General features: G+C 69.0%; 20 protein-coding genes and 1 pseudogene. 6 read left to right on the top strand and 15 right to left on the bottom strand.

The features are described 5' to 3' along the window. Positions 1-1,000 precede the first annotated feature (1,000 nt). From QQM67_RS12245 to QQM67_RS12220, 6 genes and pseudogenes are all read right to left on the bottom strand, one after another. A pseudogene (locus QQM67_RS12245) lies at positions 1,001-1,069 on the bottom strand (GNAT family N-acetyltransferase); the annotation flags it as partial. Continuing rightward, positions 1,069-1,299, bottom strand: coding sequence for a hypothetical protein (locus QQM67_RS12240; protein ID WP_314173730.1), 231 nt, complete (start codon positions 1,297-1,299; stop codon positions 1,069-1,071). The gene QQM67_RS12240 and the pseudogene QQM67_RS12245, both read right to left, overlap by 1 nt. Before the next feature lie 778 nt (positions 1,300-2,077). Continuing rightward, positions 2,078-2,659: a hypothetical protein gene (locus QQM67_RS12235; protein WP_314173729.1), complete on the bottom strand. Its 582-nt coding sequence runs from the start codon at positions 2,657-2,659 to the stop codon at positions 2,078-2,080. Further along, on the bottom strand, positions 2,656-5,004 hold the full coding sequence (locus QQM67_RS12230; protein WP_314173728.1) for a DnaB-like helicase C-terminal domain-containing protein: 2,349 nt from the start codon (positions 5,002-5,004) through the stop codon (positions 2,656-2,658). Before QQM67_RS12230 ends, QQM67_RS12235 begins: the two co-directional genes overlap by 4 nt. A 2,524-nt stretch (positions 5,005-7,528) precedes the next feature. Next, a complete protein-coding gene (locus QQM67_RS12225; protein ID WP_314173727.1) occupies positions 7,529-8,107 on the bottom strand; it encodes an alpha/beta fold hydrolase in 579 nt (192 codons plus the stop codon). 445 nt (positions 8,108-8,552) lie between these two features. Beyond that, positions 8,553-8,999 carry an HAD family hydrolase gene (locus QQM67_RS12220; RefSeq protein ID WP_314173726.1) on the bottom strand — a complete coding sequence of 149 codons (447 nt, stop codon included), beginning with the start codon at positions 8,997-8,999 and terminating at the stop codon, positions 8,553-8,555. Positions 9,000-9,322: 323 nt separating this feature from the next. On the opposite strand from QQM67_RS12220, the gene QQM67_RS12215 reads away from it, so the two are divergent. The 3 genes from QQM67_RS12215 to QQM67_RS12205 all read left to right on the top strand — a co-directional run bounded on the left by QQM67_RS12215 (position 9,323) and on the right by QQM67_RS12205 (position 12,505). Continuing rightward, the gene (locus tag QQM67_RS12215; protein WP_314173725.1) at positions 9,323-10,030 is read left to right on the top strand and encodes an SDR family NAD(P)-dependent oxidoreductase; all 708 of its coding nucleotides are present in this window, start codon (positions 9,323-9,325) and stop codon (positions 10,028-10,030) included. 79 nt (positions 10,031-10,109) lie between these two features. Further along, positions 10,110-10,955, top strand: a complete 846-nt coding sequence (locus QQM67_RS12210; protein WP_314173724.1) for an NAD(P)-dependent oxidoreductase — start codon at positions 10,110-10,112, stop codon at positions 10,953-10,955. Between the two features lie 611 nt (positions 10,956-11,566). Further along, positions 11,567-12,505, top strand: a complete 939-nt coding sequence (locus QQM67_RS12205) for a hypothetical protein (protein WP_314173723.1) — start codon at positions 11,567-11,569, stop codon at positions 12,503-12,505. Positions 12,506-12,777: 272 nt separating this feature from the next. Here QQM67_RS12205 and QQM67_RS12200 read toward each other — a convergent pair whose 3' ends face one another. The 7 genes from QQM67_RS12200 to QQM67_RS12170 all read right to left on the bottom strand — a co-directional run bounded on the left by QQM67_RS12200 (position 12,778) and on the right by QQM67_RS12170 (position 19,369). Further along, complete coding sequence (locus QQM67_RS12200) at positions 12,778-13,470, bottom strand: calcium-binding protein (RefSeq protein WP_314173722.1); 693 nt, start codon at positions 13,468-13,470, stop codon at positions 12,778-12,780. Positions 13,471-13,932: 462 nt separating this feature from the next. Continuing rightward, on the bottom strand, positions 13,933-15,435 hold the full coding sequence (locus tag QQM67_RS12195) for an FG-GAP repeat protein (RefSeq protein WP_314173721.1): 1,503 nt from the start codon (positions 15,433-15,435) through the stop codon (positions 13,933-13,935). A 547-nt stretch (positions 15,436-15,982) separates the two neighbouring features. After that, positions 15,983-17,275, bottom strand: coding sequence for a glucarate dehydratase family protein (locus QQM67_RS12190; RefSeq protein ID WP_314173720.1), 1,293 nt, complete (start codon positions 17,273-17,275; stop codon positions 15,983-15,985). Between the two features lie 288 nt (positions 17,276-17,563). Next, positions 17,564-17,860, bottom strand: a complete 297-nt coding sequence (locus QQM67_RS12185; RefSeq protein ID WP_314173719.1) for a DUF3817 domain-containing protein — start codon at positions 17,858-17,860, stop codon at positions 17,564-17,566. Between the two features lie 2 nt (positions 17,861-17,862). Then, positions 17,863-18,315 (bottom strand): hypothetical protein, encoded by a 453-nt coding sequence (locus QQM67_RS12180; protein WP_314173718.1) that lies wholly within the window; start codon positions 18,313-18,315, stop codon positions 17,863-17,865. Next, positions 18,312-18,629, bottom strand: a complete 318-nt coding sequence (locus QQM67_RS12175) for a hypothetical protein (RefSeq protein ID WP_314173717.1) — start codon at positions 18,627-18,629, stop codon at positions 18,312-18,314. Before QQM67_RS12175 ends, QQM67_RS12180 begins: the two co-directional genes overlap by 4 nt. Positions 18,630-18,679: 50 nt before the next feature. Further along, the gene (locus tag QQM67_RS12170) at positions 18,680-19,369 is read right to left on the bottom strand and encodes a DJ-1/PfpI family protein (RefSeq protein ID WP_314173716.1); all 690 of its coding nucleotides are present in this window, start codon (positions 19,367-19,369) and stop codon (positions 18,680-18,682) included. Positions 19,370-19,563: 194 nt separating this feature from the next. On the opposite strand from QQM67_RS12170, the gene QQM67_RS12165 reads away from it, so the two are divergent. After that, positions 19,564-20,502, top strand: a complete 939-nt coding sequence (locus QQM67_RS12165; RefSeq protein ID WP_314173715.1) for a GlxA family transcriptional regulator — start codon at positions 19,564-19,566, stop codon at positions 20,500-20,502. A 99-nt stretch (positions 20,503-20,601) separates the two neighbouring features. Here QQM67_RS12165 and QQM67_RS12160 read toward each other — a convergent pair whose 3' ends face one another. Beyond that, positions 20,602-21,747, bottom strand: coding sequence for a GAF domain-containing protein (locus QQM67_RS12160; RefSeq protein WP_314173714.1), 1,146 nt, complete (start codon positions 21,745-21,747; stop codon positions 20,602-20,604). A 246-nt stretch (positions 21,748-21,993) separates the two neighbouring features. Between QQM67_RS12160 and QQM67_RS12155 the strand changes: the two genes are divergently transcribed. Together QQM67_RS12155 and QQM67_RS12150 are read left to right on the top strand one after the other, a co-directional pair. Continuing rightward, the gene (locus QQM67_RS12155; RefSeq protein WP_314173713.1) at positions 21,994-23,811 is read left to right on the top strand and encodes an NAD(P)/FAD-dependent oxidoreductase; all 1,818 of its coding nucleotides are present in this window, start codon (positions 21,994-21,996) and stop codon (positions 23,809-23,811) included. Positions 23,812-23,891: 80 nt separating this feature from the next. Continuing rightward, positions 23,892-25,274, top strand: a complete 1,383-nt coding sequence (locus QQM67_RS12150) for an FAD-binding oxidoreductase (protein ID WP_314173712.1) — start codon at positions 23,892-23,894, stop codon at positions 25,272-25,274. A 60-nt stretch (positions 25,275-25,334) separates the two neighbouring features. Here the strand turns inward: QQM67_RS12150 and QQM67_RS12145 are convergent, their stop codons facing one another. Beyond that, positions 25,335-26,105, bottom strand: coding sequence for a FadR/GntR family transcriptional regulator (locus tag QQM67_RS12145; protein ID WP_314173711.1), 771 nt, complete (start codon positions 26,103-26,105; stop codon positions 25,335-25,337). Positions 26,106-26,214 lie beyond the last annotated feature (109 nt).

The following is a 26,214-nucleotide window of genomic DNA, read 5'->3' as shown; positions in this document are numbered from 1 at the left end:
CTCCTCCGGAGGAATGCCGCTAGCACACTTCGTGTGCTGCCGTCAATAACCGGGCTCCGCCCGGTTATTGACGGTGCATCAACCCTCCGGGTTGATCTTGTGGTGCCGATCCAGTCCAACTTCCCGAGTTGGGAGTAAAAGGCGCCGGCGCTTCGCGCCGGAAGCGGGCTACGGGACTGACGAGTTGCCTCAGCCCTCGCGAAATCCACTGATTTTCACGAGAGTTCGGCTCTCCCGTCCCGAATTGACCGGAAGAGCCGCAACGGACGATCGCTCCGCACGCATGGCACCGGAACCCAGGGGGTTGCTTGAACCTCTTTTGGTGCTCTACCAGTTCGTACCCTGCCGCACCGCAATTTCGATCGCCGGATCTTTCTGCGGGCTTCAGCTTGCTCCAACTCCCGCATGTTGACCCGTAGTCGAGGTGCACTTGTACCAGGGCGCGGCTGAGATCTGCGCGGTGGTCACCAAGTCATCAGGGGTGCTGTGACGTTGACGGCTCAGGAGAATCCTCGTACCTCCTGGCTTGCCTGCTCCCACAAGTACCGCGGCTCGGGCCGGCTTGAGGTGGACCCGCAGCGGGCTGGCTTGAAATGCCGCAGGTGTGCCGCCAGCTTTGCCTCGCGCACTGCCTGGATACGGGTTGGGTTTTCCTGGGCGCGCCATGGCCTTGAACTCGCTCGCCTACTGTGAGGTTCCTGTCGGGGCTCGCAGCAACCTGCTCGATGACGTTCCTGGCTCGGTTCACGAGAGACGACAGCACTTGCGCGCCACTTGGGGGGCGTCTGCCGTAGGGCGAGTCGATCGGTTCACGGGTTTTGACAGCACTCAGGGCCTAGCGGCCTCCGTGCAGGCGTTCATCCGGACAGATGTAGAAGAGCTCCGGGTCGCCCTCGTCGAGGCCGTGGAGAAGGCCGACGGGGCACCAATCGCTGTGCTGCAGCAGTTGCTGCATCGGGTGATTCGAGACGTTCGTCGAAGTGAAGAGCTTCGGGGTGACGCAGGTAGTCTCAAGAGCTCGTAGGAGGTGCGCCCCAACGCCGCGTCGGCGGGCTTCGGGCGCAACCATCAGCATCGTGATGAACCCTGCTCGAAGAAGGTGTACTCCAGCACGCCGTAGCCCAAGGGGTCGCGTGACTCATCGGCGATGATGAGGGAGCCCTCCTCGCACCATCGCCGGATGTTCGCGCACCGCGCTGCGTCGCCTCCTGCCGAGACGGGGTCGAGTTGGGTAAGGGCTCCCCAGTCGTGGGCCTCAGCGGGCCGCGTCTGGACTTCGCCGGGGTAGTCGAAGGTCATTCCAGCAGCGTGGCAGATCGCGGCAAGTTCGCTCGCCGGGTGCTGTGAGTTCTCATGAACATCGAACGGGGCGTTGTCTGCCCGCGTTTCGAAGCGACGATCAAGTGCTGTCGCTACTCGTGTACAGGGCCAACGTCCCCGGTCGGCGGAGCCTGAACGCGCCGCGGGCCACTGGCAGTTGGTGTTCACCGAGCGAGGCGCACAGGTCGGTCGCGCGTCCAGGCGGGTAGTGCCTCACCTGACAGCGGCACAGTCGGATCGCCCGCGGTCTGGAAACGGTCAGCCACGAGCAGGGCCAGACCCTCCGTGTCCGCGATGGACGTTCCGCATGTCGCAGCGAGATGGGCGGGCTCGCCGGATCGCGTTGTACAGCTTCCAGGACAGGCTGGGCGCGCCTGCTTCCTTGCCGTCCCGCGCGGCCTCCTGTGCAGCCGTACGGGTGTGTTGTGCGGTCTCGTGGGGAGGGTGGTGGCGCAGCGTGTCCGGTGTGAGCGTGGTGGCCAGTTGTTCGGCTCGGGTGACGGCGAGTTGCCGCTCGGTGTCGATGCTCTGGCACGGCGTCGAGGACGATGTCGGGGCGGAGTGTGCCGAGGGTGACCTCAGGTCGTCTGGGCGCTGCGCGCCGACGGGTAGGAGGGCGCGCCCGACTTGCTTGTTGCGGACGAGCCATGCTTCGGGCTTTGACAGCGCCGGCCGCGCCGTCGGGGCGGAGGGGGCGCGCGTCGGCGATTCTGCCTGTGTTTCCTCATCGTCGGTGCCGGCGGGGCTTGTCGGGTTGTCAGGCGGCGATGCCGACGCCGGAGACGTAGGCGTACGCGTCGTACTCCGAGCCGAGGTCGGTGATGATGTCGTCCCACTCGGCTTCGAGCCGGGTGGTGTCGCCGGCGTCCCAGGCGGCGACGATGTTGTGCCAGTCCAGGACCCGGATGGAGCGTTGCTGGACGTCGCGGCGGTGCGGGGTGCGGACGGCGGTCTGGTCGACGGGGTAGATCTCGAGGCGGGTGCCGGCGCCTGCCTGGTTGAGGCGTTTGGTCAGGGCGCCGGAGCGGAGCATGTTGTGGCTGCGCAGGTTCCGGTAGGCCTCTTCGATCCGTTCGCGCGACCGGCGGGAGGGCGAGGCTGTGCCGGTCTGCCAGCGGCGCAGCGTGGCGGGGCGTACGCCGGCGTTTTTTAGGGCGTTGCGGCCGGCGGGGCTGTCGAGGTAGTGGAGCCGGGCGCGTAGGCCGCGGCGGGTGGTGACGGGGCTGCGGATGCCGGTCTCTCGTACGATCCGGTCGAGTTCTGCGGCGAGGGCTTGGGCGCCGGGGATGCCGCGGGCGTGGTACTTGCTGTATTCGCCCCACTCGTCCCGCGCGGTCACTCAGCGGCTCCGAGGGTGTAGGTGCGTTTGGGCTTCATCTCCGACAGGTCTCTTCCTTCTGTGAACACCTGTCGCCAGTCGCCGGAGACGTGGAGTTCGTCGGTGCCGGTGACTTCGACGATGTCGAGCCCGGCCTGGTGCGCGCGGCGGGCTTTGAGCCAGAGGTTGGCGTAGGCCTGGGAGCGCAGGATGTGCATCCAGTCCGGGCGGCGGATCTCGCGGTTGTAGGTGGACTCCCCCATGGTGGAGACGAACTTGGAGTAGGCGGCCTTGAGGTATTCGGTTGTGACGTCGTCGCCGTGCTCGATCGCTTCGCGGCGTACCTGGGCGATGGTGCGGCGCAGCTTCTCCAGTACGTTCTCCGTGCCGCCGGACGTCCAGGACTCATGGATGGCCGGTGCGTCGCACAGGGTCTCCCGGGCGCAGCGCTGGAGGAGGCGGAGGGTCGGTTCGCTCACCCACACCTGGCCGGCTGTGCGGCGGTCTCCGAGGGGGGAGGGCAGATCGGTGTGGTCCCAGGCGGGCGGGGTGATCAGGTGGATGCCTGCGCGCTTGGGGTCGTGGGTGCCGCTGGTGTCCTGGGTGAGCTGTCCGATCGGCAGGTAGGTCTTGAACGCGGACAGGTAGGCGGCGTTGGCATCGAGCGCGACGACCTCGCGGGGGGTGGCGTCTGTGCGGATGTTCATGTTCTTCCAGTTCAGGCGGCCTTCCCAGATGGCATCGGCGCCTTTCTTCTGGCCTTCTTTCTGGAGCTGGGCGAGCTTGGGCGGGAAGCTGGAGTGCTCGTAGCGGGAGCCTTTGCGGGTGCGGTCGAACCAGGACATGACGTCGGGCACGGCTCGCTTGTCCAGCGCCTTGATCGCGGCGTCCGCGTCGCCTCCGGCGGCGTCGAGGGCGTCGGTGACGGTGGCGTGGATCTGCTCGATGACGTCGGTGTCGACGGAGCCCGAACGCGCCGCCGCAGGGCGGGAGTTGGGTGGCTTCGTCGGGGGCGCGGCAGCGGGCGCTGCCGGAGGGGTTTCCGGGGAGTTGAGCCCGGGGTGTGGTGCGGGGGCGGCGGGGAGCGCAGCCGCCGTTTGCGCGGCCGCTGGTGCAGGTGCGGATTCGGGGAGCGCCGCCGCCTGTTCGGGGGCGGGGGCGTCGAGGAAGCGGGCGCGCAGGAAATCCGGGCGCAGCCGCACCGCGGTCACGTCGTGGGGGTCGGTGCCGAAGTCGGAGTCGGCGACGGTGAGTCGGGCGGTCTCGCCGTCCCGCTCCAGGCGGAGGACGACGTCGGCGCGCAGCCTGGTCAGGACGGCGGGGTCGTCGGTGTCGACGGCCGCGAGCACCGGCAGCTGGTGTTCCCGGGCGAGGCGCACCAGCTCGCGCGTCGCCGCGGGCAAAGCGTCGCCGGACAGCGGCACGGCCGGGTCGCCAGCGGCCTGGAGACGGTCGACCACGAGCAGGGCCAGACCCTCCACATCGGCGACGGTGCCCGCGATCGCGCTGATGTCGAGGTCCTCGCCGTCGTCGACGAACAGCGGCACGTTACGGGCCGCGTCGACCGCGGCGCGTACCTCCGCGGGCGCGTCCAGGGTGCCGGCGCGCAGCAGCTGGTAGTTGGCGCCCGCGTGGGCCGCGGCGACACGGCAGGAGACGTCCGTCGCGGACGGTCCCGACGCCGCGTACAGGACGGTGCGGCCGTGCACGACGGCGGCGTCCCGGGCCGCGGACACCGCCAGCAGGCTCCCGCCGACGCCGGGCGCGGCGGCCACGAGGGCGAGGCGGCCGGGCAGCAGACCCCCGGTCGCGTCATCGAGCGCGGGCAGTCCGTAGGAGAGCGGGGCGCGGCCGGTGGTGGCCAGCGAGTCGAGCGCCGCCGCAGGAGCGGTCAACCGGCGGCGCCCGTGGGCGAGTTCAGCGGGAGCCGTCCGAGCCGGCGATACCGCACCGCCGGCGACGGCAACCTGCACCGAGGTCGCCGAGGTGGTGGCCGAGGTCGACGGGGCGGCCGGGGTCGACGGGGCGGCCGGGGTCGACGGGGCGGCCGGGGTCGACGGGGCGGCCGGGGTCGACGGGGCGTCGGCGGGAAGCAGAGCCGCCACGTCCCGTCCCCGCTTGGTCAGGCGCTGCGGAGCACCAGCGTGGGCCTGTGCGACGAGGTTCCCCAGGGTGCTCCGAGCCCGCGTGAGAGCGTGAGAGGGCCAGGACGCAAGCGCCGTGCGCTGCCGCTCGGACAGGGTCTGCAGTGGTGCGAGGACGGCGCGCTGCGACTCCCGCGTGATGACCACCTGCTCACCGGCCTCCAGCAGCCGGAACAGCTCCTTACGGGCCTGCTCGGTACCAACGGTCGACGCGTCAGGCATCCCGCCCCACTCCCACCACCAAAACGTAAGCACCACCCTAACATCCCGTAAGCCACAGGATGTTGACGTGCTAAAACCCCTGCCTTACACATTTCTGTAAGGACCGAACGGGCCTTGGCCGGAAGATCCCCGCACAACACCGCACCTGCGTGCCGCAAGACCGGAGCTGACACCTCACCAGCCCTGCCAGCACGGACAAGGAATCCAGGCGAAGGAATTGAGGCGAGGGAATCGAGGCGCCGCGACGGGAAGCGAACACGAGCAGCAGACCCTTCTTCTGCCGCCGCACGGACCCCGCACGGACCCTGCGGCCAGCGCGGGCCACGACGCGTACGGCCGCACGCCCGCCTCAGTTCCCGCGGAGCGGAAGCAGGAGCCGGTGCCGGCCGCCGCGCAGGCCGAGCCGGAGATCGCCGGGCAGCGGGTTCCCGAGCCCGAGCCACGCGAGACACGACGTACCAGACGGCCCCGCCCCCACCGCGCACCTCCCCTGACCCGGCGCACCGTATGCCACACGGCACACCGTCAAAGGCGCACGACGTCACCTGTACCGGGCCGTCAGGGGGCTTAGGCCCGCGATCGCCGCGACCGGAATCGTCGAGGGTGGATCTCGACGTGGCAGCCACCCTCGCGGCGCAGCGGGCGACTCCACGGGCTTCCCGGCCGACGCCGACGCCGTCGCGGTCCACGGCCTGGGCCAGCCGCCACCACCACCTGCACCATCCCCAGGCGCCACGAACGGCAGGGGCCATGTCCTGGGTCGCGTCTTCCGGAAGCTTGCCGGGTCCTCGCGGCAGCGGCTCGCACAAACACTGCGCAGCCTCGCCGGCCGGCTCGAACCCCCCGCTGCGACCCGGCGCTTCAGCCAGCTCGATCACCTCCATCATCAGCCGGGAGACGATCTCCCCTCTCGGCCCTCCTTGATGAATGCCGGCGGATCAGCTCCCCGCATCGCCCCCGTCACCCCGGGCGCCAACCAACGGCGGACAGGCCGCCGGCAACAAGGGCCAGGCGCGCGGAGATGCCGACCGAGGCGCATCGCGCCGAGCTCACCTCAGCCCGGACTTCACACCGTAGATGACGTCCACAACCACGCCGCACGCAGCGGCGGACAGGCGAGAGACCTCAGGCCCTTGCCCAGAGGGAAGCCCTCGGCCCTGACCCCCGCGCCCCTGAAGCGCGTCGAGCGGGCACGGCACACCTGGAGACCAAGGTGCGGTTGACCGCAGCGCGCGCCTCGCCCCCCGGTGGCCCCTCGAACCTCTCCACGAACTCCCGCTCCATGAACTCCCCTACGGCCCCGGCCATTTCACGGCAGTCGGCCCTCATCCACCCCGGGCCAGCCGATCCCGACACCATCCAGGACCTCACCAGCCAGCCCGGACGGAACCTCACCACCCATCCCCCGCTACCCCCTACGCAGACGTTCAACGCCCTGGCGACGAACGATTCGAAGCACAAGCAAGGCGGAAAGGGCACCAACATGCCGTATGCAAGACGCAGTCCGAACCCGCGCATCCCGGTAACGGCGTCCACATCCGGGGCCGAGAGTTCGCAGGGAACCTTCAAAAACGGGAAGGCGCGCGTGCGGCCAGTGAGACCAATTACACCCCGTTACAACGGTCGTGAGGCCGTTACCGCTGCACCCCACCCGGTCCGCTCCGTCATCGAGTCAGCCAGCATGCAGACCCGCAGAACAGTGCGCAGCATCGCAGCACGAACAGGTCCATCCGCCGAAAACGACTGCTGCCAGCTGCTCTCCTGGCAGCCCAACCCCTCCCAGAAGGCCTTCACTTCACCCTCGCCCGCCAGTGAATTCACCCGCACAAAGACCTACCTGCTCCGGGACCGAGCCGCGAGGAGCTCGTACGAACGCGCCGAGTGATCCTCTTGCCCGCGCCACGGTACCCACCACATGATCTCGGAACGCCCACGGACCGCTTGAGCCGTGTTGCGCCGGCCTGGGATACGGGCCGGACGGTGAACTGGAAGACGCTCGTCCACCGAGCCCGGGACACCCGCTCCACCCGCCAAACCCCGCCGCCGAGCCGCGGGAGATCTGCGCGCACCTCGCCCGCCACAGTGAGCAGCCGCGCCCACCTACACGCTCCAGCTGGGCCCAGGTGCGGTGGATCTCCGCCGCTGCCCGGCCTCATCGGGCAGGGGGCAAGGGCCGACTGATGCCGGCACCCGCCGAGAGGCACTGACGGTGCGGCAGAAAGCCGCACGGGCCGTGGCCGCCTGCTGGCACAGCCCCGGCGAGGCCCCCGCACGGCCACTGCAGTACGGCTCCCTGGCAGGGGAACGCGGCTTCACCCCGTGCCACCCGCCGTCCTTACCGCTTCGTTCAGCGACGACGTTCAGCCGCGGCGCTCGGCGACGGGAGCCAGCAGCAAAGAGGGGGGGCGGATCAACCAACGAACTCACAGAGAATGGCAGGGAGTTGAGAGCCACTGAGAGCCGTTGAGAGCCGCCGCCCCACCGCCAAAGGGGCGGCACGGTGCGTCTCAGGGCAGATACCCGGTCAGCCGGTCGACGAGTTCGACCGGGCGCGACAACGCGACCAGATGACCGCCGGGGACGTCGTCCGCGGTGATCCCCAGACGGTCGCGGGCGACCCGGCGCTGGAACCGCGGGGGAAAGAACCGATCCTCGGCAGCCGCAAGAACGCGTGTGGACACCTCCGGCCACCGTTCGATGTCGCAGGGCCGGCCGAAGACGACGCCGCGCCGGCGGCGGCGACCTCGGCCGGTACGTCGTGCAGGAAATAAGTGTCCAGATCGAACTGAACAGGGTAGCCGCCCGCCTCGGCCGCCGCGACGCGGGCCGCCTCCGACCCCGTGTTATCCCACCACTGCCCGGGAGTCTCGCCCGGCAGCGGAATCATCGCGTTGACCAGCACCAGCAGACCCACCGGCACCCGCGCACAAGCCATCGCAGCGGTGAAACCGCCCAACGACTGAGCCACCAGCACCACACCATCATGATCACCGATCGCACCGACCACCCGCTCGGTATACGCGGACAGCCCCGCAAACGCATCGGCACCCGGCAGATCAACCGCGACCGCCTCATGCCCCCGGACCCGCAACTCCGGCACCACACGATGCCAGTACCAGGCCGCCCCTCCCGCCCCCGGCACCAACACAAACCTGCCCACCCCTCACCCCTCCCGCCACACTCACCGCCCCAACAGGCCCATGAACCATGAAGACCCTCGCAAGCAGCAGGAATCACCGAAAACAGCAGACGTCGCCAGGAACAGCAGGACACCACCGAAAACAGCAGGAAGCCACCAGGAACAGCACCATCCCCTAGCCCCCCCCCGGCCCCGGCCCCGGGCCCGGCGTCGACTCCGGTTCGGCACGGCAAAGAGCGAGCTGAAACGGCTGAGCGCGGGACCTACGGTGTGGACCGCCGACCCCGCACTCGACCTTGCTGCCCCCACACCCGGCCAGCCCCACGCAACCCATCCACCGCCAGATCCCGGCGCGCCCCCCGTGACCCGTGACCCGTGAACGCCCCACCGTCACGGCCAGGGTTCGAGCTCACCCTCCACGAAGAAGCGACGCTGCCCCGCTCGTCTCCAACACCGGGGCAAGGCCAGCAAGACGCAAAACCGCCTCCAACCCCCGATATGAGCCGGGCGCCGCCCCCGCAGGAAGAACCAGGCAACGCAGCCCCACCCCAACCGCACCACCGTCCTTGGCGGGATGATCGCCCACCATGAGCGTCTCGGCAGGCTCGCTGCCAAGCTCCCGGCACGCCTGATGGAAGAGGAACGGATCCGGCTTCTCCGTGCCATGTTCGTAGGAATGCACCCAGGACGAGACGTAGCCCTCCACACCGTGATGAGCGAAAGTGGCCCGTAGATCCCACCCCACATCACTGACCACACCCACCACCACACCCCCATCCACCAGCCGGCCCAGCGTGGACGCGGCATCCGCGTAGGGGACCCAATACCCGGGGTCCTGGAGCTGGCCATAGAGCACCCCGGCGACAGGAGCAAGCTCCGGGAGATGCGGGAAGTGACGGGATCTGCAGCGAGTGGCTCATGCCGTCTTGGGGCCCCCGAGTTCGCGCTCGCGGCCCTTGCTATCACCGCTTGGTCAGCACTGCGCTGCTTCGCGTACCACCTTGATCGTTCGTGATTGCTGACACCGACCAAACAGGCAAACGGTTGTATACTCCGCATTTCGGTCATCGACTCGCTGTATTCAGAAAGCTAAGAGGTCTCTGGACTGGCCACCGCATGCACACGATTTGCTGCGCATGCGATCAATACCTTCGTGACATACGGCAGGAGAACAAGGCCATGACGACAACACTCATCACCGGCGCGAACAAGGGCCTCGGCTATGAAGCCGCCCGACGACTCGTCGCAGCAGGCCACACGGTCTACGTCGGTGCCAGGAGTCCCGAAAGGGGCCGCCGTGCTGCTGAGCAATTGGGTGCGCGTTTCATTCAGCTCGACGTCACCGACGACACCTCGGTCACTGCCGCGGCCAAGGCCATTGAGGCCGACGGCGTCCTCGACGTTCTGGTCAACAACGCCGGGATCGAGCCGCGCACGGCCGATGGTGGCTTCGTCCCCGCCACCGAGGTGAGCGCCGAGTTGCTGCGCACCGTGTTCGAGACCAACGTGTTCGGCCAGGTTCGGATGCTCCACGCCTTCCTGCCGCTGCTGCAACGCTCCGCTGCCCCGGTCGTGGTCAATGTCAGCAGCGGCGCCTCGCTGACGCGCGACCTTGCAAACCCGGACTCGCCTGCGCACTTCTACCCCGACATCGCTTACCCGTCCTCGAAGGCGGCGGTCAATATGCTCACGGTCCAGTACTCGAAGGCGTTCCCCGGCGTGAAGATCAATGCCGTCGACCCAGGGTTCACCGCCACCGACCTGAACCGCCACGCCGGCGCCCAGACCGTAGAGGAGGGCGCCGAGATCATCGTCCAGATGGCTCGCATCGGGCCCGAAGGCCCGACCGGCGGATTCTTCGACTCCAAGGGAACCATCGCCTGGTAGCCCCCTCCAGGGCCGACGTCCTGTCACGCCCCGGGCGCCCTGACCAGGCCCGACAGCACAAACCAAGAGGAGAACCGGGATGCCTGAGCACAACGCCAAGCCCGCAGTAGGGTTCATCGGACTCGGGGACCAGGGTGCGCCGATCGCCCAGGCGCTCGCCCAGGGCGGCTATCCACTTCACGTGTGGGCCCGGCGCCCGGAGTCGCTGAAAGTGCTGGTCGACTACCCCTACACCGCGAAGGCCACGATCGCCGAACTCGCCGCCGCGAGCGACGTCGTCGGGCTATGCCTCAGTCAGGACTCCGACAACATCGAAGTAGCCGTCCGAGGCGGGCTGCTGGAGAACATGCGCCACGGCGCGGTACTGGTCAACCACGGAACCGGCCTGCCGCAGGCCGCCCAAGAACTCGCGCAGCTGGCCGCGCCCTACGGGATCGAGGTCGTGGACGCGCCCGTCAGCGGCGGGCACGCCGTCGCCGTCGCCCGCCGGCTCACCACGATCGTGGGTGGCGACCAGCAGGTCGTCGAACGAGTGACACCGATCTTCGCGACGTTCTCCAGTTCGGTCATCCACGTCGGGCCGATCGGCGCCGGCCAGTACGGCAAGCTGTTCAACAACGCATTGATGATGATGAACCACAAGAACGTCGTCGATATGCTGCGCCTGGCCCAGGCGCTCGGCCTGCCGCTCCCGTCCCTGCTGGAAGTGGTCCGTTCCGGGTCAGCGACCAGCTTCGCCCTCCAGGCGATCGGCCCGTCCATCACCTCCGGGAACGTCCAGCACCTCCAGTCCCTGGAGCTCGTCGACGTGCAGCTGTTCAGCGGCGCCGTCGATGAAGTCGGTGGCCAGGCGGCGTGCGTCGTCGATCGCGCTACGGCCGGCGCACGGGAGCTCGATGAGCTCACCAGCCTCGTCGGAGCCTGAAACGACGCATGATCCGCCGCCAGCTGTCCGTCGAACCGGCTCAGGCCCGACCTGCCCAGTTGAACTCGTCCGGCGTGTCTTGACCTCCGAAAACGCCATCCTCTAGGGGCGTAGAGAACGACGTTCGTGTGCGGCCCCACCAGCAAGATCACGATCTACGGCTGGACTACCAGCCCCCCAGCTCCAGCCCCAAATCCCTTGCGTCCCATGCCTCTTGGTCCACGACCGTAGGCAACATACGACGTGACCCGGGAGTGTTGAAACTTCCCGGCCAGTGGCGCCGCTGCGTGGAAGTCCGCGCTGCGAGGACGCCGGGAACCGCATGTCAGGGGGACTCCCGCGCCGCAGCACGCCGCGCCTGACCGCCGGCCCGGGAGGGCGCGTGCAGGGGCCGCTTCGCTACGAAGAGGTCACGGGTGCAACTGCCGCCTCCCGCTGGGTCGTCTGACCGTGGTCAGTGGGCGAGGGCATGCGTCCCACATTCCGCTCATAGTCCTCGAGAGTCGCCGAAACGGTTAGCAACGTTGTCGCGTCACCCGCCACCGAGAGGCGGCATGCGATTCCGTGACCGACGTCGGCGCCAGTCGCCGACCGGAGGAGGCAAGGCAGTGATGAGTTCGAAGCGCGCGAGGGTGCTTGCGGGTGCGGCAGTACTGGCCGTGGTGGCAACCACCGGCTATATGACGACCGTTTACGCGACGGACAGCGCGGGCCGGCCGGTGACCGACGCGGGAGAGACGCCGGAGAAGATCGACTCTCGCATCATCAAGGAGACCGAGAACCGCACGGTGATCGAGCTCAAGGACAAGCGCCAGGTGTCCCTTGAGTATGTGCAGAAGAAGGGGCTGGTTGAGCGGCACAAGCCAGCCAAGGGCGGCGACTGGTCGGCGCCGAGCACGATCCACCAGACCAAGACCGAGTCCTGCCAGGGCATCGACGCACGTGCGCACGGCACTACGGTCACGGTAACGGCCAACTGGGGTCTGTACTGCTCGGACGGCGAGCCCCCGCAGGAGTCCATTGCCGCCGTGGGCGTCGGCGACCTCACCAAGTGGGAGACCGACCTGACCAAGGGCTTCGACGGCTGGCCCCCCGCCAAGATCTACGACGCCGGGGACAAGGTCCAGTTCGTGGACAAGAGGTGGGACGGCACCACCACGCTGACCTGGAAGAAGGGTGCCGGATTCGGCGAGCCGTCGGACGTTTACAAGCCCATCCCCAGGCGCTTCGTGGGCAGTTGGCGCGCGAAGGACGGCAGCCACCGGCTCACGTTCACACAGGCAGCCCCGCAGAAGCGCCCCTCGCTGACCATCGAGACCCTCAAGGGCAAGCGGTGCGTGGGGAGCGGCCCGGTGACCAAGAACTCTGTCACATCCGTCGAGTTGAGGGACTTCAAGGTCAAGGAGGGTACGGAGACCAAGAACTGCCCACCCGAGCTGCATGAGACCGTCTTCAACGTGGAGACGGCAGACGGCGCCATGCAGCTGATGGAGTTGGGCCAGCCTCCCAAGCCTCTGGTGACCTACGAGCGGGACGACAGCGGCGACTGACCGAGCGCGGTACATGTGCCGCCCGGTACGCATGTGTGCCGTACGCCGGACCGGCGCCGCCAATGAAGTCCCCACGGCCGGTGAGCGGTTACGAAGCAGCGGTCACACTCGCATCGTTTCTGCTCTGGGCCGGACAGGCCCTGGCGCGGCCGAGGAGCCACACCGTCACCCAGGTCACCGGCACCGGCTGGCTTAGGCCCGCGACCGGGCAGGCCGACGGGTCAGGCCGCAACCACCGGAGGGTGGAGCTGCGTTCCGGCGAGCCGATGCTGTCAGTTCTGGTGGACGCTGTCCTTTCCGGGACCTCCGGAGAGCTTGTCCTGTCCGCCGCCTCCGTGGATGAGGTCATTGCCACTGTTGCCGTAGAGGGTGTCGTTGCCGGCCCGGCCCAGGAGCGAGTCGTGACCGGGGCCGCCGGAGAGGGTGTCGCTCTCGTCGGTGCCTATCAGGGTGTCGTTGCCCGCGCCGCCGTTCGCCCCGTAGTCCGGTGACGTGAGCAAATCGTCGCCGTCCCCGCCCAGTTGGGATCCGCCCACGAAAGTGTCGTCGCCGTCCTCGCCGTAGAGGATCTCGTGGCCGGTGCCGTTGAGGGTGTCGTCGCCTGTGCCGCCGTGGACGGCGTTCTCGTTGCCCGCTCTGATGACGAGGTCGTCCTTCTGGTCACCCAGATCGGCATACACGTGGGTCCAGAAATCACCGAACTCGGTGAGGGTGCATACGACTTTGGTGAGGTCGGAGGTGTCGGGATGCACACAACCGGTGCCGGGCGTGATCGGCACGTCGTCGTCGATGGTGAATTCGGTCATGCCCTTGGAGTCGGTGATGACGACGTGGTTGAACTGGCCCTGGGCGGCCTTGAAGTAGACGGCGTGGCCGCCGTTGTCCGTGTGGGCGGTGGCAGTTGTCTCTGCTGTCTCTGCAGCGGCCGCGGCGGGCACCGTTGCCGCCATGAGCCCGGCAGCCACGAAGACCGAGATTCTGAGAGGTGAGATCCGGCGTGACATGAGATTCCCCCTGGTCGCGTCTGTTCATGTCCGGAGAGGTGTGCGCTACCTGTTCGGTGATGAACCGGTATCAAGACTGACAATTGGCGCGGCTCAATGGTTGCGCTCCGGATGTCGGGACCAGGTGAGCGTGCCGGGCGCCCTGTCCACCAGCCCCTGGTCGTAAGGCGTCGCCCACGATGAGGCCCGTCGACCGGGGGCGGCCCGGCACAAGCAGGCGCCAAGCTCCTTGCGGTGACCGCGTATCGAGACCGCGACAGCCGCCGTTCCGTCGACGACTCCGGCTCGCCGCCTGGCCGGCGCCGGGTGTCCGCTGTCCCCACTCCGCGGGCGTCTCCTGCGGCTGAGCGCGGGACCTGCGGTGTGGACCGCCGGCCCCGCGCTCGACCTTACTGCTCCCGGCCGCCCCCGCCGGGGCGTGGGTCACTCGTCGATCGCCGCTCCGAACTGCGCGTTGGCCACGGGCGCCCCGAGACGTGCCCCGTCGTAGGTCCACGTACCCGTGGCGACCAGTCCCGACGACGACGCGGGCAGGACCCATACGAAGCCGTCATTGGTGTTCTCGCCCGGCGCCGCCGCCAGCAGGCCGAAGAGGCCGTTCTTGTCGGCGTCGATGAGCCGCACCTGGGCGCCCCACCGGTCCGAGGCCTCCGCTGTGCCGGGGATGCCGGCGTGGTTCTGGTCGAAGCTGCGTGCCCCGGTCGCCGTCAGCCCGCCCGGCCCCCCGCGCAGTGTCCAGACCGCACCCGCGTCGGGCGTGGAGCCGATGTCCTCACCGGGTGCGCCGATCGCCAGGTCGGGACGGCCGTCGCCGTTGGTGTCGCCGGACGACATCTCCGAGCCCCACATGTCGCCCGCCTCGGCCACGCCGGGAACCCCCGCGGAGTCCTGCGTCCACGTCTGCGACGGGGCCGGGTCGAGACCGGAGAGATCGCCCTTGCCGAGGTAGACGGAGACGGAACCGCCCAGCGGCGAGCCAGAACCCGTGTTGCCGATGGCGAGATCGTCCTGCCCGTCGTGGTTGAAGTCGCTGGAGTTGATGCCTGGGCCGCCCTCGAACGTGCCGCCGTCTCCCATCGCGCCCACGTCCGGTGCGCCGTGCAGCACCTGCGTGACACCGGCGCCCGGCTTGTCACCGGTGGTGACCCCGGAGATCGCCAGGTCCGCCCAGGAGTCCTCGTTGTAGTTGCCGTGGCTGAGGCTCCGGAGCGCCAGGCCGTCGGCGGCAGGGGCAACGTCCAGCGCCCGTGATCCTCCGGCGGCCGGCTTCAGCTGCTGGGCCACAGCCCCCGGCGGGACGGTGAAGAACAGCAGTGTGTCGTTCTCCAGGACGGCGATGCTGTCGCGCAGGTTGGCGTCCGGATCGGCAGGGTCCGGGGCGAAGTACCGGGCCGCTTCGATGGCCCGCCCGAAGTTCGCGCCCGCTCGCGGCTGGTCGGGGTTCTCCAGCCAGATGCTGTCGCTGCCGTGCAACCCGGTCGGCGAGCCCCAGAAGACGATGGCGCCGCCCGCGTCGGACAGCCCGGCCAGGTCCTCGCCGGGGATGCCCACGATCGCGTCGTCGTAGCCGTCGTTGTCCAGGTCGCCGGAGGCCACGGCCCGGCCGAGGCCGTCGCCGGCCTCGGCACCGCCGGGGACGCCGGAGGTGTTCTGGTTGAGGACGCTCCTCTTGGTGGTGCTGAGACCGCTCGACGAGCTGTACTGCACGGTGACGTAGCCGGCGCCCGAGGCGCCGCCCACCGTGGCGCCGGGGGCTCCGGTCAGCACATCGTCGTAACCGTTGCCGTCGTAGTCGCAGTTGCGCTGCTGCCAGCCGATGGACGGGAAGGGCACGGAAGCCTGTGCGGCGGGCGCCGCAACAAGGGCACCGCCGGAGAGCGTGAACACTGCCGTGGCCGTGAGGGCCACGCTTCTGAAGTACCGCACAGGAGAGCCTCCTTGGTCCCCTCAAACTGCTGTGCCGTGCTGGTCAGCCGCTGTGGACTGTGCGTGGGCGGAGAGAGCGCGGCCGGGTCCCGGGAGGACCCGGGGAGCCGGCCGGCAGGTTCCCCGGAGAAAACGGTGACGCCGCGGCGTAGGCCGCGGTGCGGCGTCGGGTCCCTCCGCGGCCTCGCCCGTTGAGTGATGCGATGACAGCGATGACGGCAATGTCCGTATTGCAGTCGTCTAGAAGACACTCCAGGTTCGTCCAGGGTTGTACGGGACGTGACAGCAACGGGCTGCCCGGCGGTGCAGCCGGTGGACGAGCGCGGCCGGTGCGGCGGAGCGACCGCAGGATCGCCCGGCCGTCCGGGCTGCCAACAGGCCAAAGCCGCTTTCCGTCCCCGACCCGTGACCGATTGCGTGACCAAGTCCCTTTTTACTGCCCGGTCCCGCGGGCTGACGTGGCGGATTCGGCCGGCACGTCCCACCCGCGGCGTGGGCAGTGGAGGTTACGAAGGTCCGGGGCCGCCCGGCTAGGGAACGGCAGGGATCACCAGCGCGGGACGGCGGGGGTGACCCAGTCCGGGTCGGCCTTGCGCATGGCAGCGGCGTCGTCGCGGTCGCGCATGGCACCGTCGTCGTCCAGCCAACGCCGGTGCAGAGCGGCGAGCTTGCCGTGGTCGAGTTCGACGCCGAGGCCGGGTGCGTCGCTGACGTCGACGCACCCGTCGCGGAAGGTCAGGCGTCTGGTGAGTACGTCCTCGGCCTGCCAGGGGTAGTGACTGTCGCAGGCGTAGTCCAAGTTGGGGACGGTCGCGGCCACATGGGTCATCGCCGCGAGGCTGATCCCGAGGTGGGTGTTGGAGTGCATGGACAGACCGACACCGAACGTGCGGCACACGGCGGCCAGTTCACGAGTACGGTGAAGCCCGCCCCAGTAGTGGTGGTCGCTCAACACGACCTGGACGGCGCCCGCGCTGAAGGCCTCCGGTATTTCGGGGAAGGTCGTCACGCACATGTTGGTGGCCAGCGGCACTCCCCCCTTCTCGGCGACCTGCGCCATGCCGGCCATACCGGTGGTCGGGTCCTCCAAGTACTGGAGCACGTCCCGGAGTTCAGCCGCGACGTGCAGCGAAGTCGGCACGGACCAGGCACCGTTCGGATCGAGCCTGAGGGGTGCGCCGGGGAACGCATCGGCGAGGGCCCGTACGGCGGCGATCTCGTGATCCGGTTCGTGGACGCCGCCCTTGAGCTTGAAGGAGCGGAAGCCGTAGTCGCGGACGAAGCGGCGGGCCTGGCCGACGATGCCGGCGGGGTCGGCTGCCTCGCCCCAGCCGTCCGCCTCGCCCACACCGCCGGGGTGCCGCGCCCACCGGTAGAAGAGGTACGCGCTGTACTCGACGCGGTCCCGCATCTTGTGCCCGAGCAGCGCGTGCACGGGCAGGTCGCAGGCCTTGCCGAGAGCGTCGAGGCAGGCGACCTCGAAGGCCGAGGCGACCGAGAGGCGGAGCTTGTCGGCGGTCTGCACGCCGCGCAGCCCGCCGAGGTCGCCGGTCTCCCGGAGGCGCGCGGAGTCGACCTCGACCGTGGCGGCGAGTGCTGCCAGCCCGTTCAGATCGCTGACCCGGTGTCCTGGGAGGGCGTCCGCCAACGGACGGGCCAGCTCAAGGTACTTGGTGTCGCCGTAGGTCTCGCCGACGCCGGTGACCCCGCCTGCCGTGACGACCTCGACGATCAGCCTCGGTGCGTATGGCTGGTGCACGCCCTGTGTGTTGAGCAGCGGCGGGTCCGAGACGAGGACGGGGGTGAGCCGTACCTCGGTGACGGTCAGGTCGGCGGTCATGCGGCGGCTCCCAGTTACGGCGCGCGGGCACCTGCAGGGACGCGCTGCTCGGCGTCACCATCTCCATACATAGATGCCGTCTACGTATGCAAATGGAGGCTAGGCAGGGGACCAACAGCGGTCAAGACTTCGCGCAGCGCCGGCCGGCGTCACCACAACTCGCCTTCCAACCTCGGGGATTGGGCGAGGGCAGGTGAGTGTTACGGCATGCGTCCGGAGCTGCGCCCCGCGGCAATTCCCCTCTTTCCTCGGCGCGCTGATCTGTTCCAGGACCCTGCAACAGGCGACTCAGGAGGAGACGACCCCTTCGCGGCGGGGGCGGGTCGTGTCGGCTCGGTCGAGCTGCCGCAGTGCGAGCAGCCCGCCGATACCGGGGACGAGGGCCAGGACCTTGGCAGTGGTCGTGGCCTGCCCAAGGCGCCAGGTCGCGATCACGACGAACAGGTAGGCGCAGCCGTGGGTGGGGCCCGTCAAGGAGGAGACGGGCTTGAGGTGGACAGTGAACAGGTTGGCCAACATCACGATCAGCGAGATGAGTTCGGTCCTCGCCGCGAAACGGAGATGGCGCGGAAACCGCAGGTGCACGGTCAGCCTCCCGTGGTGGAGCCGGGGCGGACGATCATCAAGACGGTGACCGTGGCCCAGAGCAGATTGAAGATGCCGGTCAGCATGGCGAGACGGCCCGGTGCTGACGAACTGGAGCCGGAGCTCCCGACAGCGGCGAGCTCACGATCCTGGGCGGGCAGGATCAGCAGGGCCAGAATGCCGGCGGCCGCCGCGGTCAGCAGGATCGAGACGATCAGCCAGGTGTCCCCGAGCACGCCGAGACTGCTGGCCGTGGCGAAACCGAAAAGGGGAACGGCGATACCGACGCCCGCGTAGACCCGGCAGATGCGGTGCAGCATCCGCAGGGTCACGTGAGCGCCTCCGTCATCGGCGGCACGGCGCAACGCCGGCGGGAACATGCTCGCGGCGACGGTGACCGGGCCGACGGCCACGATGGCGGCCATGACGTGCAAGGAGAGCAGGAGCTTGGTCACGGCCGGCGCTCCTGGGCGGTACGACGCTCACCGGTGACCTTCGAGGCCGGAAGGCGGCCGGCCGTGGAAGTGCCCTGAAGCGTGTCGCCTTCGACGGTCACGTCGAAGGCGAGGTTCAGCCGCAGGGGCTTGGTGATGGCCTGCTTCCAGGTGAGCCGGTTGCCGTCGAGGACGACGTCGTGCAGTGCCACCTCCTCACCGGCTCCGTAGGCGGAGCCGGTCAGGACACCGTCCTCCCGCCGGAGTGCGATCACGGCGTTGATCTTGCCGATAGGGGTGGCCATGGACAGGTCCCATGTGCCTTCTGCGAACATGCTGCTGCTCTTCCTCACGGTGCCGTACGGATAGTTGACGAAGTGCGGGGTCAGAGAGTGGCGGGAGCCGGACCGTGGGCGCGCCAGACGGTGCCGCGCCGTTCATGGGCGAACAGGTCCTCGACGGCGTGCGCGATGCGGGGGCCCACTTCGCGCTCGAGCAGGTACAGCGCGAGATCGAGTCCGGAGGTGACGCTGCTGCCGGTGACGAGATCCCCGTCGTCGACGACGCGGGCACGGACCGCGTGCGTCCCGGTGGCGTCCAGCATGTCGAGGCCCAGGTGATGCGTGGTGGCGTGGCGCCCCTCCAGCAGGCCGCTCATGGCCAGGACGAGCGAGCCGCCGCAGACGGTGGCGACCGTCACCTCCGGGTTGTCCATCGCCGCCCTGAGCAGCGCGGGCAGTTCGGTGGTCAGCGTGCGTCCCAGCAGTACCGGGATGAACTCGTCCTGCTTCCACTCGCCGGCCGCCGCGTCCTCGTCGGGAACCTCGCCGGGTTCGCCGACGCGGCCCGAGGCGCCGGGGACCAGGACCAGGTCCGCGCGCTCCGGGTCGAGGGCGGCAGTGGCACGCAGGACCAGTCCCCCGGTGCCACTGATCACCTCTCGGGGTCCTTCCGCGGAGACCAGTTCCACGCTGACCGCGCCCTGTGAGGCCAGGCCGCCGGCATAGAGCACTTCGTAGGGGGCGATGGCATCGAGCGGGTCGAAGCCGTCGAACAGAACGACCTGAATGTGCATGGGTTTTCCTTCGGGGTGGTTTCGCCGGCGTCCCGAAGTCAACCGGCTCCCGGCGTGGTCGCCCAGTGGCATCAGTGACAGCTTTCAACGGGATAATGCCAACGGCTTCCCTCAGGGCTCAGAGCTGCTGTGACATGGGGTTTTCCAGATACCGGTCCGAGGGCATCGCACCGATGAGGAGGTAGGTTCCGGCCATGCATGCCGTCGCCGTACTCGCGCTGGACCAGGTGATCCCATTCGACCTGTCCACCCCGGTCGAGGTCTTCACGCGCACCCGCCTGCCCGATGGACGGCGTGCGTACCAGATCCGGGTGTGCGCCGAGCGGGAGGAGACGGATGCCGGCGCCTTCACCCTGCGTGCCCCGTGGGGTCTTGAGGGCCTCCGGGACGCGGACACGATCATCGTGCCGGGTGTCGCCGATCCTTCGGCCCCGCTCTCTCCGTCCGTCCGCGACGCGCTGCGGTCAGCCGCCGCGGAGGGGACCCGCATCGCCTCCATCTGCTCGGGCACCTTCCCGCTGGCCGCCACCGGCCTCCTCGACGGGCTGCGGGCCACGACCCACTGGCGTGCGGCCGGAACACTGGCCGCCATGTACCCGGAGATCGACGTCGATCCGGACGTCCTGTACGTCGACAACGGGCAATTCCTCACCTCCGCCGGCGCCGCCGCGGGACTGGACCTGTGCCTGCACATGATCCGCCGTGACTACGGGTCCGCCGTCGCCGCCGACGCCGCCCGGCTGTCCGTCACTCCACTCGAACGGGAGGGCGGGCAGGCCCAGTTCATCGTGCACGACTACCCGCCCACCCCGCAGGGGTCCGCGCTCGAAGCCCTGCTCACCTGGCTGTCGGACAACCTGAGCCGCGACCTCACCCTCGCCGACATGGCCGCGCAGTCCGGGACCAGCAGCCGGACCCTGATCCGCCGCTTCCGGGAACAGACCGGCACCACCCCGCTCCAGTGGCTCCACCGGGCCCGCGTCCGCCAAGCCCAGCACCTGCTGGAGACCACCGAGCACTCCGTCGAACGCATCGGCGCCCAGGTCGGTTTCGGCTCACCCACCACTTTCCGTGACCGCTTCAAACGCACGACAGGCGTCAGCCCACAGACCTATCGGCGCACCTTCAGCTGAACCGCAATCACCAGACCGGATACCGCTTCAAGTGGTTGGAGACACAGCGCCTCTGCCGTGGTGTCGCCTCGCCGGCCTTGTCGACGCCTGCACGAAATCTCAGCAACCACCCGAGCGGGCAAGGTGATCCGCCGTCGCGCGGGGCGGATGGATGGAGAGCTGCACGCCCTCGGCGAGCCGGTAGGGCCGTGTGGCCACGACGGCGCCGAGCAGGCGGCGGAGTCGGCTGACCTCCGCCCTCACGGTGACGAGGTGGTCGGGATCGCCGAACAGGGATCGGCTCAGCGCGGCCGCTGTCAGACCGTCCGGGCCGGCCGCGTGCAGCAAGGACAAGATCTCAGCGTGGCGTCGGGTGATGCTCCGGCACCAGCTGGAGTCGCCGGAACTCGCCCGCAGCACCGGTGTCCCCGACAGATCGAGATCGAACAGCACCGTGCGGGCGCGGCCCAACGGGCGGACGAGCCAGCCCCGGGCGAGCTTCTCCGGCAACCACGTGCCGAGGCCGGGCACGGCGATGGCCTGGCCGGCCCGCGGTGCGGCGATCCGGTCGCCCACAAAAATGCCCGTGCGGTGTGCGACCCAGCCGTTGTCGTCCACCACCATGGACGGTTCCGTACTTCCGGCCAGCAGCGGTTCGGCCAGCTGCCTCAGCGCGTCCAGCCGTTTCTGGTGGGAAAGCCACAGCTCTGCCTGGGCCAGCCGCGTTGCCGTCTCGACCAGCACCCCGACGGCGGGGTGCAGGGCGAGCGCGGGACCGCTGACGTCGATGACTCCGAGCACTTCACCGGTACGCGGGTCGTGAACCGGTGAGGCACTGCAATACCAGGCGTGCTGGCCCTGTTCGAAGTGCTCGCCGGCGAGGAGTTCGACGGGTGCGGCTTCGGCCAGCGCTGTTCCGATCGCGTTCGTGCCGACCTTGGCCTCGGTCCAGTCCGCGCCTTCGGTGAACTCGAGTTCGTCGGCCCGGCGGCGAACGCCCGCAGTGCCCGCCCGCCAGAGGACGGCGCCGTCGGCATCGGTCACCACGAGCATCATGGTCGCCGCGTCCGAGGAGGCGTTGAACATCTCGGCGATGCGGTCGACGACGTCGCGCAACGGCGAATCGTGACGCCGGCGTTCGACCTCGTCCTCAGTGAAGAAGTCGCGCTTGTTCACGCGGTCCGCGGTCAGGCCGAGCTGCTGCATCCGCGACCAGGAGTGAGACACGATGTCGCGCGGACGCAGCGGCGGTGGTGTGCCCGCCATGACCGCTTCATGCATACGGACCAGGTCCCGGGCATGAGTTGGGAGGTTACGGCCCTGTGGGACGGCACTGCGCACGCGCACCACCTCCGGGCTACCGCGCCGTCGCGTCAGCCGCTTCAGGATAGGAGCCGGCCGAGGCGATGACCACGGCCCTGCGTGCGTGCAATTCGATGCAACCCTTGTCGCCGGAACCCCGGTCGGCGTGTGATCGCACCACGGCATGAGCGCCGATCGGAGGGAGTCGCGATGACACAGACGATGGACGCGGCGCAGCGGGAGCGTTCCCCTCAGACGCGCGTGGACGACTGGCTCGCGCGGTTCGAGTCCGCACTCGTGGCTCGCGATGTGGGGGCCGCGGCCTCGCTGTTCGCACTCGACAGCTACTGGCGGGATCTGGTCGCCTTCACCTGGAACATCAAGACGGTGGAGGGGCGGGACGAAGTCGCCGACCTGCTCACCGCATGCCTCGGCGACACCGACCCGTCCGGTTTCCGTACGACCGAGACGCCGTCAGAGGCCGGCGGCGTCATCGAGGCGTGGATCGAGTTCGAGACCGCGGTGGGGCGGGCCACGGGCCACCTGCGGCTCAAGGACGAGGGCGCGTGGACGCTGCTGACCAGCCTCAGCGAACTCAAGGACTTTCCGGAACCGCGTGGCCATCTGCGGCCCAGGGGCACGCGACACGGAGCGATCGCAAACCGCCGGTCCTGGGCCGAGGAACGGGAACTGGAGCAGGAACAACTGGGTCATGACCGGCAGCCGTTCGCGGTCGTCATCGGCGGCGGCCAGGGCGGGATCGCGCTCGGTGCCCGGCTGCGCCAGCTGGGTGTGCCGGCCTTGGTCGTGGAGCGCAACGACCGGCCGGGCGACTCCTGGCGGAAGCGCTACAAGAGCCTGTGCCTGCACGACCCCGTCTGGTACGACCACCTTCCCTACTTGCCCTTCCCGGACAACTGGCCGGTGTTTGCACCGAAAGACAAGATCGCGGACTGGCTCGAGATGTACACCCGCGTCATGGAGGTGCCGTACTGGACGCGGTCGGAGGTCACTTCGGCCGCGTTCGACGAGACGAGCGAGACCTGGAAGGTCGTGGTGAACCGGGGCGGCGAGGAAGTCGTGCTCACGCCGCGTCACCTCGTGTTCGCCACCGGTATGTCGGGCAAGCCCAACCTGCCCTCGTTCCCCGGCATGGACGAGTTCGCCGGGGACCAGCATCACTCGTCGCAACACCCGGGGCCCGACCGGTACGCCGGCAAGAAGGCGGTCGTGGTCGGCTCGAACAACTCCGCGCACGACATCTGCGCGGCGCTGTGGGAACACGGCAGTGATGTGACGATGGTTCAGCGTTCCTCGACGCACGTCGTGAAGTCGGATTCGCTGATGGACCTGGGTCTCGGGGATCTGTATTCCGAACGCGCGGTACGCGCAGGAATGACCACCGACAAGGCCGACATGGTGTTCGCGTCGCTGCCCTACCGGATCATGCACGAGTTCCAGATCCCCATCTACGACCAGATCCGCGAACGCGACGCCGACTTCTACGAGCGCCTTGCCAAGGCCGGCTTCGAGCACGACTGGGGCGACGACGGCTCGGGCCTGTTCATGAAGTACCTGCGCCGCGGCTCCGGTTACTACATCGACGTGGGCGCAGCCGAGCTCGTGGCCGACGGCAAGATCAAACTCGCTCACGGACAAGTCGATCACCTCACCCGGACCGGTGTCGTGCTCGCCGACGGCACCGAACTGGACGCCGACCTCGTCGTGTACGCGACCGGGTACGGCTCCATGAACGGCTGGGTCGCCGACCTGTGCGGGCAGGAGATGGCAGACCGGGTCGGCAAGTGCTGGGGACTGGGCTCGGGCACCACCAAGGACCCCGGCCCGTGGGAAGGTGAACAGCGCAACATGTGGAAGCCCACCCGGCAACCGGGCCTGTGGTTCCACGGTGGGAACCTGCACCAGTCCCGGCACTATTCGCTGTATCTGGCTCTGCAGTTGAAGGCGCGCTACGAAGGCCTCCCCACCCCGGTCTACGGTCTTCAGGAGGTCCACCACCTCGCCTGAGCCGAGCCGGCCCGGCCGTCCCCCTTCCGGCCACGCCACTCCCGAGCGTTACCGTCGAGAATGGGAGGAAGGGGGACAAAATGTCGTCCCGGATACTGCATGACACGGCGCTGAGCGATCTGCGCTCGGGATTTACAGGCGCGCTGCTCACTCCCGGTGATCCCTCGTACGAAGAGACGCGTGCCGTCTTCAACGCGATGATCGACCGCTCCCCCGCGATGATCGCTCTTCCACACAACGAGGCCGAGATCGCCAAGGCGGTCGCCTACGGACGCACCGAGGGCCTGCCGATCGCGGTCCGCGGCGGCGGTCACAGCGTCGCGGGCGACTCGACCAGCGACGGGCTGGTGGTGGATCTGCGGCGCATGAACAGCGTGACCGTCGATCCCACTGCCCGCACCGTCCGCCTGGGCGGCGGTGCCACCATCCGTGATCTCGACGCGGCCACCCGGCCCTACGCGCTCGCCACGACCGGCGGCCGGGTCTCGACGACCGGTGCCGGCGGGTTCGTGCTGGGCGGCGGCTCGGGGTGGCTGGAGCGGGCCTTCGGTCTGGCCTGTGACAATCTGCTCGCCGCCGAGGTCGTGACCGCGGACGGCGATCTCGTACGGGCCACCGCTCACAGCAACAGTGATCTGTTCTGGGCGCTGCACGGAGGGGGCGGCAACTTCGGGGTGGTGTCGTCCCTGACGTTGCGCCTGCATCCGCTGCCCGCTCTGACCACCGCTCTGCTGGTGTGGCCGGAGGAAGCAGGGCCCCAAGTCGCCCGCGCGTACCGGGACTTCATGGAGACCGCTCCCGATCAGGTCGGCGGAGGGCTGATCTACCTCACGGGGCCCGAGGAGCCGTTCGTCCCGGAGGAGCTGACCGGGAAGCTCGTATGCGCCGTGCTGATCACCTACACCGGGCACGAGGCGCAGGCTCGTGACGTCATGGCTCCGATGCTGCGCCTCGGGCATGCGGGAGGGATGATCGCCGAGATGCCGTACGCGCAGTTGCAGACGATGCTCGACGACCCTCCCGGATACCGCAATTACTGGTCCGCGGAGCATCTCGACGCCTTTCCCGACGAGGCCGTCGACCTGTTCTGCGCGCGCGCTCACGACATGGTGGTGCCCTCGCCGTCCCAGCATGTGCTCTTCCCCCAGGGCGGCGCCGTCGCGCGGGACGCGGATCTCTATCCGCTGCCCTGGCGCACCGCTTCGTGGATCGTGCATCCCTTCGGTCTCTGGGACGATCCCGCCGACGACGCCCGCGCGAAGCAGTGGGCCCATGGCCTGCGCAGCGATCTGAAGCCGTGGGCGAGCGGCGCCGTGTATCTGAATTTCACCGGGCAGGAAGGGCAGGACCGGATCGTCGCGGGCTTCGGGCGTGAGAACTACGAGCGGCTGGCGGCGGTGAAGGCCCGTTACGACCCCGGCAACGTCTTCCGGCTCAACCACAACATCAAACCGGCCAGTTGAGAGGCGTACACCGCGAACTCTCGCCTCCTGTCCGCCCGTTACTCCTCACGCCGTATCGCGTCACCGCTCTTCGAGCGCCGCGACGAGCAGTTGGCGGGTGCTCTCCTCGACGTGTCCGGCGTAGTAGTCGTAGAGGGCCTGACGTCCCAGACGGGCGGCCAGGGCGCCGTCGCGGTCGCGGATCGCGGCGAGGACCTGCCGGTGGTGGGCGATGGAGCGCTCCATCCAGACAGTGGCGTCGGCGGCCACCGCGATCTTCCCCTCGATGACGTCGACGACGGCGTCGTGGACGGCACGCGCGCACAGCCCCAGCAGTGAGTTGCCGCTGGCCTCGGCGACCGCCTGGTGGAAGAGCGCGTCGGCCTCGCTGAAGGCGTGCAGACCGGAGTCGTCGGCGCTGAGGGTCTCCATCCGCGCGATCTGCTCCGCCATACGCTCCAGGTCGGACTCACTGTGCAGCCGGGCGGCGAGCCGGTTGCTCTCGGCGTCCAACACCATGCGGAACTGGACGAGTTCGCCGAGCGTCGACAGATGCGAGCGGGCGAGCCGCCCCAGCGCACGGCTGAGGTTGACCGGCGTGACCCCGAGTACCTCCGCGCCCAGCGGGTCCCCTGGGCGTGAGCGGACCAGCCCGGCGGACTGGAGCACGCGCAGAGCCTCGCGGACCGTCGAGCGCCCGACAGCGAACTGACTGACCAGCTCACGCTCGCCCGGAAGCCGCGAGCCCGGCGGCAGATCCCCGCTGAGGATGCGCTCCTCGATCTGCTCCGCGACACGCTGATAGGCGCGCACCGGCTCCACCGGCCGGAAGACCGCCCCATCCGCGGACATGTGTTCCCCCTGTTCCTCGCTCTTGTTCTCTGCTTTTCGCCGGCTTTCCGCCCGGGTCTCGCTCAGCCCTTCACATGCTGCGCGCACCGTCTCGGACGCCGGTCCGGGC

It is taken from the genome of Streptomyces winkii (genome assembly GCF_032248595.1).
Taxonomy (GTDB): Bacteria; Actinomycetota; Actinomycetes; order Streptomycetales; family Streptomycetaceae; genus Streptomyces; species Streptomyces winkii.
This window is presented reverse-complemented; position numbering and strand designations above follow the sequence as displayed.